Consider the following 13,427-nt stretch of genomic DNA (forward strand, 5'->3'; position numbering starts at 1 on the left):
CTTAATGAAACAATGTGTTGCCGATCCCTGAAAGCAAGGAAGTACATTGTTTTCAGTAAATAATTTATTTTAACACGGTTAATGCGCTGTCATAATCAGGCTCGTTAGTAATCTCATCGACGAGCTGGCTATAAATAACATTATTGTTTTCATCCAGAACAATGACAGCACGTGCAGTCAATCCACCTAATGGACCCTGGCTAATGGCTACACCGTAATTTTCGTGAAACTCACCACCACGCAGTGTTGATAGAGTGACAACATTTGAAAGGCCTTCAGAACCACAAAAACGGGATTGTGCAAAAGGCAGGTCTGCTGAAATGCAAAGTACGACAGTATTGTTCAGTTCACTGGCATGCTGGTTGAATTTACGTACAGAAGTTGCACAAACGCCTGTATCAATGCTTGGAAATATATTGAGTACCTTACGCTTCCCTACATATTGGCTCAGTGCCACGTCAGTAAGATCTTTAGCTACCAGCGTAAATTCTTTTGCTGTTTCACCTGCTTGTGGAAAATGCCCGGCTACAGTGATATCGCTACCTTGGAACTTGACGGTTTGTGTCATGGTTTTATCCCTCTATATAAGTAAACTGCGGTGCCAGTGTAATGGAATAGTGCGATCTTGCCCACAAAAATAGCTGTAATATTTATAAATACTCATCTATTGTTTAATTAACAGTGTCTTATAATTTATTTTAGGATAATTATTAGACCAAAAGAGTAAATATTTATGCATAATTTTACCTTGTTCCCTTCTGTATTACTGATGACAGGGCTTGCCTTGCCGCTTTCTGTTTATGCAGCTGATGTTCCTGTAGGAACTCAGTTAGACCCTCATCAGGAGCTGGTTCGCCATTTGAAAGATGAACCCGCATCACTTGACCCGATTAAGTCCTTCGGTTTAATAGAAGCGCAAGTGTTGCGTGATTTACTGGAAGGTCTCGTCAATCAGGATGCTTATGGTAAGCCTGTTCCGGGAGTTGCGGTTAACTGGAAGACGACAGATAACAAAACATGGATATTTACGCTACGACAGGATGCTCGTTGGTCTAATGGTGATAAAGTTACGGCCTCTGATTTTGTATATAGCTGGCAGAGGCTGGTTAATCCTAAAAATGCCTCTTCATTTTCTTGGTTTGCTGCTCTGTCAGGAATTCAGAATGCCCAGAAAATTATAGACGGTAAATTACCGCCGGAAAAATTAGGTGTTGAAGCACTTGATGCTTATACATTACAAGTGACTCTGGATCGCCCAGTGCCTTATTTCCCCAATATGACTACTCACTTTAGTCTTTACCCGGTGAATAAACAGAGCGTTGAAAAATACGGTAATGACTGGACCAAAGTAGGCTATTTGGTGGGTAACGGTGCTTTCATGCTGACAGGGCGTGTAGTCAATGAAAAAATTGTTCTGTCGCCTAACCCTTATTATTGGGATCACAAGAAAACAGTACTGAAGAAAGTGACGTTTGTACCAATCAATCAGGAATCTCATGCGGTTAACCGTTATCTGGCAGGGGATTTGGATATTACTGAATCTTTCCCTAAGAATATGTACCACAAGTTACTGCATGATATCCCGGGAGAGGTGTTCACGCCGGATCAACTGGGAACGTACTACTACGCTTTTAATACCCAGCGGGCACCGACCAATGATATCCGTGTCCGGCAGGCGCTTGCCATGACCATCGACAAGAGTCTGGTTGCAGAAAAGATATTAGGCACAGGTGAAAAACCCGCATGGCATTTTACGCCTGACGTTACCGCCGGATTTCGGCCAGAAAACAGTCAGCAACAGGTGATAACTCAGCAGGCGAGGGATAGAAAAGCAAGATTGCTGCTAAAAGAAGCGGGTTATGGCCCTGATAATCCATTAAAACTTTCTTTGCTCTATAACAATTTAGAGAATAACCAACGTATTGCCATTGCAGTCAGCTCAGAGTGGAAGAAAAAACTGGGTGTTGAGGTGAAGTTAGTCAATCAGGAGTGGAAAACTTACGTTGATAACCGGAATACCGGTAATTTTGATGTAGTCCGGGCATCATGGACTGGAGATTATAATGAACCATCAAGTTTTTTATCTCTTTTGACATCAACACATAGCGGAAATCTGGCTAAATTTCATAACCCGGCTTATGACGCTTTGTTAAAAGCAGCCAGTCTGGAAACAGACGATGAAGCCAGAAACCGGGATTACAATCAGGCTGAAAAAATGATTGAAGAACAGGCTCCGATTGTTCCTATTTATCAGTACACCAATGGTCGGTTAATCAAAAAATGGTTAAAAGGATACCCGATCACCAATCCTGAAGATGTGGCTTATAGCCATACTATGTATATCATTAAAAAACATTAAATGTTGAACAGGAGCGGATGTGGAAACGATTTATGGCTCAGCATTTAAAGGTTCAAATGCTGTGTATGCCTGCCAATTGAATGGGAAGGGTGGTACTACAGGTTTTAGCGAAAGTGTATCTGCGACAGCAGGGCAACCATTCTGGCAGCATCTTGATTATAAAAATCAGGGCAGTTATCAATGGATTATGAAAACGAACCAACTACCCGTTCCGGTAAAAGAAGGGCTGGTGGGTGAGAGTATTCGGCCCAAACTCATTCGTACCGGTGAAGGGGCGATGATTATGTTGCGGACCATTAATCGCAATGACAATGCCCGCTCTGATCATTTGGTATCATTTCGTATCTACATTAATGACAAGATAATTATTTCCAGCAGCCATAGAAAAGTTTATTCAGTTGATCAGGTTCTGGCTGATTTAAATAATGGCGTAGGCGCAAAAAATACAGGGCACTGGCTGGTTGAAATCGCCGATGCTATTACCGATGAAGTGAACGATTTTATTGAAGAGTTACATGATAACCTGATTGAGTTTGAGGATAACATTCTGGAGCAGAAGATCCCCGGACGAGGTGAGTTAGTGTTATTACGTAAGCAATTGATCGTTCTCCGTCGGTATATGGCACCCCAACGTGATGTTTTGACACGGCTAGCCAGTGAGAAGTTACCCTGGATGAGTGATGAGGCTCGTCATCTGATTCAGGAAATCTCTGATCGTCTGGGGCGTGGTCTGGATGATTTGGATAGCTGTATTGCAAGGACGGCGGTTCTTGCGGACGAGATTACGTCGATTATGGCGGATGCGATGAACCGTCGTATTTACATGATGTCGTTGTTAACAATGATATTCTTGCCAAGTACTTTTTTAACCGGATTATTTGGCGTTAACCTTGGCGGGATCCCCGGCAATAAGGATGAATTTGGCTTTGGTTTATTCAGCCTGCTGCTGTCGTTATTGATTGCGGGGTTCGCATGGTGGTTAAAGCGAAGTAAGTGGTTATAGGGAAAATTGCGATTGTCGTGAGCTCTGAACCGAATGTTCATTGAATCTGATGGTTAATTCATTCGGATTTGAGATATATCAATAATCAGTCTTTCAAGTTGAGGCACTATAACCCTGCAGGTGAATACAACGTTGAGCGATGAACGTTGTGCTCCATGATTGTAGTGTTTCTCATATTGAGTTTTATACCGATTATAATTGACATTATGCCGATACTAAAATCCTTAGCATCGGCTATTTTTTTATTACTTTATTTCGATAACATCCAGCCGATCTGCTTGAAAATCAATTTGTTCATCAGGTTCAATAGCAGGTTGTACGGGTAATTCCTCCCGATCAAACGCCAGATCTCCCCCACCAATAATTTCACTGTCGTGATTAATGCTTTTGAAGTCGAACAGATTAAAATCGCTGAGATGTGATGGAACCACGTTCTGTACCGCTCGGAACATAGTTTCAATGCGTCCGGGATAGCGTTTGTCCCAGTCACGCAGCATATCCTTGATAACCTGACGTTGCAGGTTCGGTTGTGAGCCACACAAATTACAAGGGATAATTGGAAATGCTTTTGCTTCTGCGTAGCGTTCGATATCTTTTTCCCGGCAGTAAGCTAACGGACGTATAACAATGTGTTTACCATCATCACTGATCAGTTTAGGTGGCATGCCTTTTAATTTGCCGCCATAAAACATATTCAGGAAGACAGTTTGCAGGATATCATCCCGATGATGCCCCAGAGCGATTTTGGTAGCGCCCAGTTCAGTAGCGGTGCGGTATAAAATACCACGGCGCAGTCGGGAGCAAAGAGAGCAGGTTGTTTTTCCTTCCGGGATTTTCTCTTTGACAATACCGTAAGTATTTTCTTCAACAATCTTATACTCGACACCCAGTTCATCCAGATAAACCGGAAGGATATGCTCAGGAAAACCCGGCTGTTTCTGATCCAGATTGACGGCGATAAGAGAAAAGTTAATAGGGGCACTTTTTTGCAGGTTCTGCAAAATAGACAGCAGGGTATAGCTGTCTTTGCCACCAGAAAGGCAGACCATAATGCGATCGCCTTCTTCGATCATATTAAAATCTGCAATGGCTTGCCCGACATCACGACGCAGGCGCTTTTGTAATTTATTAAAATTATACTGTTCTTTTTGAGTATTCATTTCTGGTTGTTCTTTATTGTTTCTGATGGCTGTTCGGCTAAAGGCCCTTAAAAATTACGATGATTTTATGGCGGAGAACATGAAAAGGAAACAATAATAGCGGATAGGAAGGGATTATCAATTAGAGTTAGCGAAAAAGGCTGCTTTCCCCATGCAGAAAAGGCAGCCTTTTTGTTCTTAATACTTATTTTTCAGCCGGAAAAACTGGCTGATTAGAACCAGAACACCCACTAATAGATAGGCAGCAAAAATGCCAATTAACCATTGCGGCATATCTAATGTCAGAAATGACCACTGTTTTATTGAACAATCGCCAAAAGCCTGAAATACGGAAGGTAGCCATTCATTTAATGGCAGCCATGACGGGAATCTGACAAAAAAATCACAGGTATTAAAAGGGCTGGGGTATAACTGCATCATGGTATGATCCCATGCCAGTTGTAATCCGTGCCATGAACTGTACAGCCAGAGTAAAATAGCCAGCCAGCGCAGAGGGGTTTTGGGGGCGATAGCTCCCAGTAGGGCCGCTCCGAAAATACCGAACAGAGCAACACGCTCATAAATGCACATTACACAGGGCTGTAACTGCATAACATGTTGAAAGTAAAGAGCGACAAACTCCAATAAAAGAGCTGTCAGCGCCATTAACAACCATGCGCTCCGCCCTTGGGAACTCCATTTTAGAAAATGTAACATTCTTCTTCTTCCCGTATCGTATATATAGGTGGCTATTTATTCTGCCGTTTCTGAAATCACAACAGAATCAATTTAAGATCAATTATGTTGTTTTTTTAAATTATCCCCATCCTTTTTCAAGTAGCCTCTTTATTGGCGGTGCAAATTCGTTCCTTTTCCGCCGGAAGCAATGTGAAATCGATTAGATATTCGAATGGATAAAAAAACCGGATAGGGGGATTTTACACCCTATCCGGCAGAATTCCTTAATAATAAATGTAAGGGATTATAGTGGGATGACCCAGCCAAGTTTTACAAGATATTCAGTAGCAGGCAGTAGCCAAAATTCAACACACAGCAGACCCACAAGGGTCATTACAATTGTGTAAGGTAGAGCCATTAACACCATGCGACCATAAGAAAGGCGAATCAGTGGCGATAGCGCTGATGTCAGCAGGAACAGGAAAGCGGCCTGCCCGTTTGGTGTCGCGACTGATGGCAGGTTAGTACCTGTATTAATGGCTACAGCTAAAAATTCATATTGCTGCTGTGAAATAAGACCACTTTTAAGTGCAGTCAGAGCTTCATTAATATAAACAGTACCTACAAATACGTTGTCAGATACGGCGGAAAGCAAGCCATTAAACAGATAAAACAGGGAGAGTTGCGAAGCGGGTGAGGATTGCAGTACAAACTGAATAAATGGGGTAAAGAGTTGTTGATCAATAATAACCGCAACCACAGAAAAGAAAACAGTCAGTAATGCAGTAAACGGTAACGCTTCCTCAAAGGCTTTGCCTAGTGCATGTTCTTCAGTGATACCACAAAAAGCAGTAGCCATAATAATCACTGACAGGCCAATCAACCCGACTTCAGCCAGATGGAACGCCAAAGCCACAATCAGCCAGATACCGATTAAGGCCTGAACAACAAGTTGAGCTTTTTCCTGACGGGTTCGTTTTTCACCCGCTTTTTTTGCATAGTCTTCCAAAACAGAGCGGACACGCTCAGGTAGTTCGGCCCCATAACCAAACAGCTTGAAATGTTCAACCAGCAGGCAGACTAGTAGGCCGCAGATAAAAACAGGTATGGTCACAGGAGACATACGGATAAAGAATGTTACGAAATCCCAGCCTACATGTTTTGCAATGATCAGGTTTTGTGGTTCACCAACCATTGTCATTACACCACCTAATGCCGTACCGACTCCGGCATGCATCATCAGGCTGCGCAGAAATGCCCGGAATTGATCCAGTGTCTGTCTTTTATCTTCATTATCAATGAATTGATCATCGTTAAGATCTGTGCCGCCATTATTCTGGCTGGAAAGATAACGATGATAAATAGAATAAAAACCAACAGACACGCTGATAACAACGGCTATAACTGTCAGAGCATCAAGAAAAGCAGATAAAAACGCACTTGCCAGACAGAAGGCCAATGCCAGCATTTTTTTGGAACGAATGCTTAAAAGTAGCTTAGTGAAAACAAATAGCAGAAGTTGCTTCATGAAGTAAATGCCGGCAACCATGAAAATCAGCAGCAGGATAACTTCAAGATTATTGCTGATTTCATGTCCTATCTGTTTTGGTGAGGTCATGCCGATAAGCACAGCTTCAATAGCAAGTAAGCCTCCCGGTTGCAACGGATAGCATTTTAACGCCATTGCCAGTGTGAAGATAAATTCCACAACGAGCATCCAGCCTGCAACGAAGGGACTGACATAGAAAAAAACCAGTGGATTGATGATAAGAAAAACAATGATAGCCAATTTGTACCAATCCGGCGAATTGCCGAGAAAGTTTTTCACCACTGCACGTCGGATACTGATTTCCATTATTATTAATATTCCTCTTCTGTGGATACATGAGACATTTCTAAAGCACAACATACCCGTTGTTTTTTCCGGTTGACTCTTGGTTGGTTGCGCTCACTTATCCCAGCCATATAGTGAGTTATTCCCCTTGGGGATGCTTCCTGACCGCCTTGATGCAACATGAAATACATTGAGTATCGTACGCTCTAACTGGTCGTAATTTAAGGGAATAATCTCATAATTAATTGGGTAATAATTATATTTTTTTATGACCTCTTTCACTCTTTCACTGTTTATTTACTATGTAACTATGTCGATCTGGCGCATTCTGGTATGATCAGTACCTATTATTAGCCAAGAAAACAGTTTTGGAATAGTTAAAATATGGTAATTAAGGCTCAGAGTCCTGCGAGTTTTGCGGAAGAGTATATCATTGAAAGTATATGGAATAATCGTTTTCCACCAGGCTCCATACTGCCAGCAGAGCGTGAATTATCTGAATTAATCGGTGTCACTCGTACCACTTTGCGTGAAGTATTACAGCGCCTTGCTCGTGATGGCTGGTTGACTATTCAGCATGGAAAACCAACGAAGGTCAATAATTTCTGGGAAACATCAGGTCTTAATATTCTGGAAACTCTGGCCCGTTTAGATCATGATCGTGTGCCTCAGTTGGTCGATAATTTATTATCAGTGCGCACAAATATTGCGGCTATTTTTATCCGTACTGCATTCAGACATAATCCGGAAAAAGCACTGGAAGTTCTGGCTGAAAAAGATAAAGCAGAAGACACTGCGGAGTCTTTCAGTTCTGTGGATTATGATATTTTCCGTGGATTAGCGTTTGCGTCAGGGAACCCTATTTATGGTCTGATCATTAACGGATTAAAAGGGCTTTATACTCGTGTTGGTCGTTATTATTTTTCGAACCCCGAGGCCCGTAAACTGGCTCTGAATTTTTATCAGCAACTGAGTGAACTGTGCCGGGAAGAAGCCTACGATAATATCATGGAATGCGTACGCAATTATGGTAAAGAAAGCGGAACCATTTGGCATGGAATGCAAGGTATCATGTTCAATGACTTAACAGCAGCACGTCAGAATTAATCAAATTATATACACTTCGTCTTTCAAGTTGCCTCTTTGTTGGCTACGCTTGTTCACCCCAGTCACATAGTTATCTATGCTTCTGGGGATTTAATTCCTTGTCGCCGCGATGCATCTTGAAACGCATTGTGTATATCATTATCCAATGAGCAAGTTGATTTCTTAATCTAGCTTATTCTTTAAAGGCGAACTGCTTTGCGTAGTTTGCTGCTTCCCGTCCTTCAAAAATAATACCTATAATGAGGTATTCCCTCATTTCTTCATAAATGATGAAAACCCACCTAAGCTGTAAAATTCAAATTTTTAAATTATTATACTGTTCAGTTTGCATTGGTTAAAAATTTAATGCTTAAATTTAATATTATCTTGGATTTAAATAAATTCGCATATTGTGAGCTTAATGTTGCTTTTTTACCATAAAAATCACTTTTTATAATACTTATACAATCAATTAATAGCATTTAATTCTTTGCTATATGATTGTATTTTATTTTATTTTTCAATTTATCACCTGATAATAGAAATGATTTTTATCAATATTTTGTAATGAAATTGTGATTTAAATCCTAAAATTCAATTAATCATTTTGTGGTCTATTATTCTGGGTTGGATTTTTCTATTTAGCATATTATGCTTGTCTTCGTATATTTCTTATCAGCAGGTGGCAGAATGAAAGTCCTTATTTTAGGCAGTGGCGTTATTGGCGTCACCAGCGCCTGGTATCTGGCTCAGGAAGGCCATGAAGTTATCGTCGTAGATCGTCAGCAGAGTGCTGCCGAAGAAACGAGCGCAGGTAATGCCGGGCAAATTTCACCGGGGTATTCCACCCCCTGGGGTGCTCCGGGTATCCCGTTAAAAGCATTCAAATGGCTGTTCCAGCGCCATGCTCCGCTAGCTATTCGTCCTGATGGTTCACTATTTCAGTTGCGCTGGATGTGGCAAATGCTACGCAATTGCGATGCTGACCATTATGCGATGAATAAAAGCAGAATGGTGCGTTTGGCTGAATATAGTCGTGATTGTATTAAGCAGTTGAGAGCGGATACAGGTATTCGGTATGAGGAGCGTCTGGGAGGAACATTACAACTGTTCAGAACGGCTAAGCAGTTTGATAGTGCAGCTAAAGATATTGCGGTACTGGAGCAGGAAGGTGTCCCTTATCGATTATTGACTGCGGAGCAATTAGCATCAGTGGAACCCGCGCTTGCCCACTCTTCCCATAAATTGACGGGGGGATTGCAGCTTCCCAATGATGAAACTGGCGATTGTCAGATTTTTACCAAAGAATTAGCCAAAATGGCAGAAAAAGCGGGCGTCAGATTTATATTTAACCGGCAGGTTAAACAAATTCTGATGGATGGCGATAAGGTTACTGGTATTCAGTGTGATGATGGTGTGATGACTGCGGATCAGTATGTGATAGCGATGGGGGCTTATTCCACCGAATTATTGAGAGGCCTTGTCACAATTCCGGTTTACCCCATGAAAGGGTATTCGTTGACAATGCCGGTCATGGATGAAACTCGCTCACCGACGTCAACGATACTGGATGAAACTTATAAAATTGCTATTACGCGTTTTGATAATCGTATCCGGGTTGGGGGTATGGCAGAAGTCGTCGGTTTTAACTTGGATGTATTAAAAAGCCGTTGTGAAACACTAAAAATGGTCGTTAATGATCTTTACCACAACGGCGGTAATATTGCTGAAGCTTCATTCTGGGCTGGATTACGTCCGATGACCCCGGATGGTACACCTATTGTTGGCCCTACTAAATACGCTAACCTTTATCTGAATACCGGGCATGGGACATTAGGCTGGACGATGGCCTGTGGTTCAGGAAAGCTGTTATCTGATTTAATCTCAGGCAAAAAAACGGATATTGCTGCGGATGATCTTTCTGTATTCAGATATATCGATGGGTTTAATACCAAAGTGCTTCGGACGAAGCATCGCTTACATACTGCGTAAAGTTAATTAGAAGGGGTCAGCATGCCACGTCCTATTTTGGCAACGATCCACCTTGATGCATTCCACCATAATCTGACAACGATCCGTCAGAAGGTCGGCCACAGTAAAATTTGGTCGGTAGTGAAAGCGAATGCATATGGGCACGGGTTGGATAGAATATGGCAATCACTCACGCAGACGGATGGTTTTGCTCTGCTTGATATGAATGAAGCTATTTATTTGAGAGAACAGGGGTGGCAACGGCCTATCCTGTTGTTGGAAGGTTTCTTCAAAGCCGAAGATTTGCAGGTAATCAATAAATATAATCTGACAACGACAGTACACAGTCGCTGGCAGCTTCAGGCAATAGAAGAGGCAGAATTTGATAAACCTGTGGATGTCTATTTAAAACTTAACAGTGGCATGAACCGTCTGGGTTTCACTTCCGTTGAATATCCACAGATAGTATCAATGGCAAATAGGATAAAGAATATTAGCTCAGTCACTTTAATGACTCACTTTGCGAATTCCGATAATGAAATAGGCGTTAGTGAGCAATTTACAGTGGTTAAAGAGCTCAGAATGGGCGCACTCCCACATTGTCTGGCTAATTCTGGTGCCATTCTATGGCACCCGCAAACGCATGGCGATTGGGTCAGACCGGGGATCATTCTATACGGAGCATCTCCCAGCGGAAAGTGGCGTGATATTGCCGATTCGGGGTTGAGGCCAGCGATGAGCCTGACGAGTGAAATTATTGCGGTTCATGAACTTGCTAAAGGGGAAAAAATTGGTTACGGCGGCCGCTATACCACACAGTCTCCAACCCGTGTAGGTACTGTTGCATGCGGTTATGCTGATGGCTACCCTCGTCATGCCTTAACAGGAGCACCAGTGATTGTTGATGGTATCCGCACCCGGGTGTTGGGCGCTATATCAATGGATATGATGACGGTGGATCTGACGCCATGTCCAGAGGCAAAAATCGGTAGCACAGTTGAGCTATGGGGAAAAAAACTACCGGTGGATGAAGTGGCAGAATTTGCAGGAACGATAGGCTATGAGCTGTTGTGCGCTTTAGCCAGACGTGTTCCGGTGATTGTTGATTAATGATAAGAGATTGATTATTTTCTCAGGCATTTTTTCGTACTGCTTCCGTGCAATTTGAATCAATGCCTGTCCATCCAATTTTAATTCTGAACAATCAGTTATATTCAACTTGTTTGGCGGCAACGAAGAACGACAGATAGCTTGCCGGGGTTTCCATTTTTGGCATGCAAGGGGTTACTGATACGGGCAGTTTCAACACAAACCATATTTTTATAGCCTTCGTTCTCCATATCTTGCATGCTGCCTGATAATTCTGCACCGGGATTCCAGCAAACGATATCACTGTGATGGTAGTGATGAATTTCGATGGTACGCTTCCATTGTTTATCGCTAATTAGGTTGAAATCTTCTGGGTCGGTGTAAATACGATCGGTTCGCCCCTGAAACGTCAGTTTTTCACTCGTTGATTGCTGTTTTTTGTTTGTTATCGAATCGATAAAGTGATGGCCTAATCCACTGACTTGAATTTCATCTATATCACTGATATTAAAGTAAGAGTGGAGAGCACATGTGGTTTGATAATCACCGTAGGATTCCAGCTCTATTTCACAGGTTTCACCTAATTTAAAGCGGGCAATAAGTGTAAACTCATGTGGCCATAATTGCTGGGTATATTCACTATTTTGTAGTATGAACATCAAGATAACACCATTTTCATGTTCATGATGCCCTTTAAATTCCCACGGTAAAATCCGGGCGAACCCATGACTCGGCGTGTTCTGAGGCCCAAACCATGGCCAACAGATAGGGATGCCACCACGGATAGCTGTTCCTGCTCGGAATTTTGTATTATTGCTTAGCCATAATACCGGCTTTTCACCACTGGGTTGCCAAGCCATAAGATGTGCGCCCTGAATACTGATTGCGCTGCGGACTTTAGGATGGGTAATTACAATTAATGGAAATCCATCAATATCCCGTTGACTGATATGAGGAGATATCTGCTTTACAATTGGCAAAGAGAAAATTTTATCAAGCATTATCATTACCTTATATAAACTTGTATTGATGGTCAATGAAGGCAAGAATAGCCTATTGTGAGAGAGTGGTAAAATAAAAGCCACCGTAAAAGGTGGCTTATTGAACAATGATTATACCCGTTATCTTTCAGGTTGAGATTTTGTTGTCGGCAACCTGAAATTTATAAGGTAGATAGGTTCAATTATTTAGAGATGTGTGCAACCAGATCCAGAACTTTGTTTGAGTAACCTGTTTCGTTGTCATACCAAGAAACCAGTTTTACAAAGTTATCGTTCAGAGCGATACCTGCTTTTGCGTCGAAGACAGAAGTCAGTTTTTCGCCGTTGAAATCGGTGGATACAACGTCATCTTCAGTGTAACCCAGAATGCCTTTCAGTTCACCGTCAGCAGCTTCTTTGATTGCTTCACAGATTTCTTTGTAAGTTGCTGGTTTTTCCAGACGAGCAGTCAGATCAACTACAGAAACGTTAGGAGTAGGTACACGGAAAGACATACCAGTCAGTTTGCCGTTCAGTTCAGGGATAACTTTACCTACTGCTTTTGCCGCACCGGTAGAAGATGGGATGATGTTTTGTGCCGCACCACGGCCACCACGCCAGTCTTTTGCAGAAGGGCCGTCAACGGTTTTCTGAGTCGCTGTTGTTGCGTGAACAGTTGTCATCAAACCTTCAACAATGCCAAATTTATCGTTGATAACTTTAGCGAGTGGAGCAAGGCAGTTAGTTGTGCAGGATGCGTTGGAAACGATATCCTGACCTGCGTAAGCGCTGTGGTTAACACCCATAACGAACATTGGGGTATCGTCTTTTGAAGGACCAGTCAGGACAACTTTCTTCGCACCGGCAGCGATATGTTTACGCGCAGTTTCGTCGGTCAGGAAAATGCCGGTTGCTTCAGCAACAACATCAACACCTACCTCGTTCCATTTCAGGTTAGCTGGGTCTCTTTCAGATGTAACGCGGATGGTTTTGCCGTTAACAACCAGATGACCGTCTTTAACTTCAACTGTACCTTTGAAGCGGCCATGGGTTGAATCGTATTTCAGCATGTAAGCCATGTAATCTGCATCTAACAGGTCATTGATTGCAACGATTTCAATGTCAGAACGCTCTTGTGCAGCACGGAAAACAATACGGCCAATACGACCAAAACCGTTAATACCTACTTTGATAGTCATAGTATTCCACCAGCTATTTTTTAGTGAATTAAAAGTTGTTTCTAAAGTTACCAAAATCTTGCCAGTCGTCAAGCGGAATCGTGTCAACA

General features: G+C 42.3%; 11 protein-coding genes. 5 read left to right on the plus strand and 6 right to left on the minus strand.

Annotated elements, in window-relative coordinates; translation table 11 throughout:
- Nucleotides 1-64 precede the first annotated feature (64 nt).
- Nucleotides 65-568 (minus strand): thiol peroxidase, encoded by a 504-nt coding sequence (gene tpx, locus AAC855_RS06985; RefSeq protein WP_340608888.1) that lies wholly within the window; start codon nt 566-568, stop codon nt 65-67.
- 165 nt (nt 569-733) lie between these two features.
- Between tpx and AAC855_RS06990 the strand changes: the two genes are divergently transcribed.
- Both AAC855_RS06990 and zntB read left to right on the plus strand, forming a co-directional pair.
- On the plus strand, nt 734-2,359 hold the full coding sequence (locus AAC855_RS06990) for a peptide ABC transporter substrate-binding protein (RefSeq protein WP_422824360.1): 1,626 nt from the start codon (nt 734-736) through the stop codon (nt 2,357-2,359).
- A 19-nt stretch (nt 2,360-2,378) separates the two neighbouring features.
- Nucleotides 2,379-3,362 carry a zinc transporter ZntB gene (gene zntB / locus AAC855_RS06995; RefSeq protein ID WP_340608889.1) on the plus strand — a complete coding sequence of 328 codons (984 nt, stop codon included), beginning with the start codon at nt 2,379-2,381 and terminating at the stop codon, nt 3,360-3,362.
- A 245-nt stretch (nt 3,363-3,607) separates the two neighbouring features.
- On the opposite strand, the gene ttcA is transcribed toward zntB, so the two are convergent.
- The 3 genes from ttcA to nhaB all read right to left on the minus strand — a co-directional run bounded on the left by ttcA (nt 3,608) and on the right by nhaB (nt 7,034).
- Nucleotides 3,608-4,549 carry a tRNA 2-thiocytidine(32) synthetase TtcA gene (gene ttcA / locus AAC855_RS07000; protein WP_340608946.1) on the minus strand — a complete coding sequence of 314 codons (942 nt, stop codon included), beginning with the start codon at nt 4,547-4,549 and terminating at the stop codon, nt 3,608-3,610.
- A gap of 150 nt (nt 4,550-4,699) precedes the next feature.
- Nucleotides 4,700-5,218 carry a disulfide bond formation protein DsbB gene (gene dsbB, locus AAC855_RS07005; protein WP_340608890.1) on the minus strand — a complete coding sequence of 173 codons (519 nt, stop codon included), beginning with the start codon at nt 5,216-5,218 and terminating at the stop codon, nt 4,700-4,702.
- 265 nt (nt 5,219-5,483) lie between these two features.
- On the minus strand, nt 5,484-7,034 hold the full coding sequence (nhaB, locus tag AAC855_RS07010) for a sodium/proton antiporter NhaB (protein ID WP_340608891.1): 1,551 nt from the start codon (nt 7,032-7,034) through the stop codon (nt 5,484-5,486).
- 363 nt (nt 7,035-7,397) lie between these two features.
- On the opposite strand from nhaB, the gene fadR reads away from it, so the two are divergent.
- The 3 genes from fadR to alr all read left to right on the plus strand — a co-directional run bounded on the left by fadR (nt 7,398) and on the right by alr (nt 11,180).
- Nucleotides 7,398-8,120: a fatty acid metabolism transcriptional regulator FadR gene (gene fadR, locus AAC855_RS07015; RefSeq protein ID WP_340608892.1), complete on the plus strand. Its 723-nt coding sequence runs from the start codon at nt 7,398-7,400 to the stop codon at nt 8,118-8,120.
- A 669-nt stretch (nt 8,121-8,789) separates the two neighbouring features.
- Nucleotides 8,790-10,091 carry a D-amino acid dehydrogenase gene (locus AAC855_RS07020; RefSeq protein WP_340608893.1) on the plus strand — a complete coding sequence of 434 codons (1,302 nt, stop codon included), beginning with the start codon at nt 8,790-8,792 and terminating at the stop codon, nt 10,089-10,091.
- Nucleotides 10,092-10,112: 21 nt separating this feature from the next.
- Complete coding sequence (gene alr / locus AAC855_RS07025) at nt 10,113-11,180, plus strand: alanine racemase (protein ID WP_340608894.1); 1,068 nt, start codon at nt 10,113-10,115, stop codon at nt 11,178-11,180.
- Nucleotides 11,181-11,284: 104 nt separating this feature from the next.
- On the opposite strand, the gene AAC855_RS07030 is transcribed toward alr, so the two are convergent.
- A complete protein-coding gene (locus tag AAC855_RS07030; RefSeq protein WP_340608895.1) occupies nt 11,285-12,160 on the minus strand; it encodes a D-hexose-6-phosphate mutarotase in 876 nt (291 codons plus the stop codon).
- Between the two features lie 182 nt (nt 12,161-12,342).
- Nucleotides 12,343-13,338, minus strand: a complete 996-nt coding sequence (gene gapA / locus AAC855_RS07035; RefSeq protein ID WP_340608896.1) for a glyceraldehyde-3-phosphate dehydrogenase — start codon at nt 13,336-13,338, stop codon at nt 12,343-12,345.
- Between the last annotated feature and the right edge of the window lie 89 nt (nt 13,339-13,427).

This window comes from Xenorhabdus bharatensis, assembly GCF_037996705.1.
Taxonomy (GTDB): Bacteria; Pseudomonadota; Gammaproteobacteria; order Enterobacterales; family Enterobacteriaceae; genus Xenorhabdus; species Xenorhabdus bharatensis.

What these genes read in the sequence shown, in the direction of transcription:
- alr (WP_340608894.1), top strand. Translation starts at nt 10,113, where the DNA reads ATGCCACGTCCTATTTTGGCAACGATCCACCTTGATGCATTCCACCAT.
- nhaB (WP_340608891.1), bottom strand. Translation starts at nt 7,034, where the DNA reads ATGGAAATCAGTATCCGACGTGCAGTGGTGAAAAACTTTCTCGGCAAT.
- tpx (WP_340608888.1), bottom strand. Translation starts at nt 568, where the DNA reads ATGACACAAACCGTCAAGTTCCAAGGTAGCGATATCACTGTAGCCGGG.
- dsbB (WP_340608890.1), bottom strand. Translation starts at nt 5,218, where the DNA reads ATGTTACATTTTCTAAAATGGAGTTCCCAAGGGCGGAGCGCATGGTTG.
- fadR (WP_340608892.1), top strand. Translation starts at nt 7,398, where the DNA reads ATGGTAATTAAGGCTCAGAGTCCTGCGAGTTTTGCGGAAGAGTATATC.
- gapA (WP_340608896.1), bottom strand. Translation starts at nt 13,338, where the DNA reads ATGACTATCAAAGTAGGTATTAACGGTTTTGGTCGTATTGGCCGTATT.
- AAC855_RS07020 (WP_340608893.1), top strand. Translation starts at nt 8,790, where the DNA reads ATGAAAGTCCTTATTTTAGGCAGTGGCGTTATTGGCGTCACCAGCGCC.
- AAC855_RS07030 (WP_340608895.1), bottom strand. Translation starts at nt 12,160, where the DNA reads ATGCTTGATAAAATTTTCTCTTTGCCAATTGTAAAGCAGATATCTCCT.
- AAC855_RS06990 (WP_422824360.1), top strand. Translation starts at nt 734, where the DNA reads ATGCATAATTTTACCTTGTTCCCTTCTGTATTACTGATGACAGGGCTT.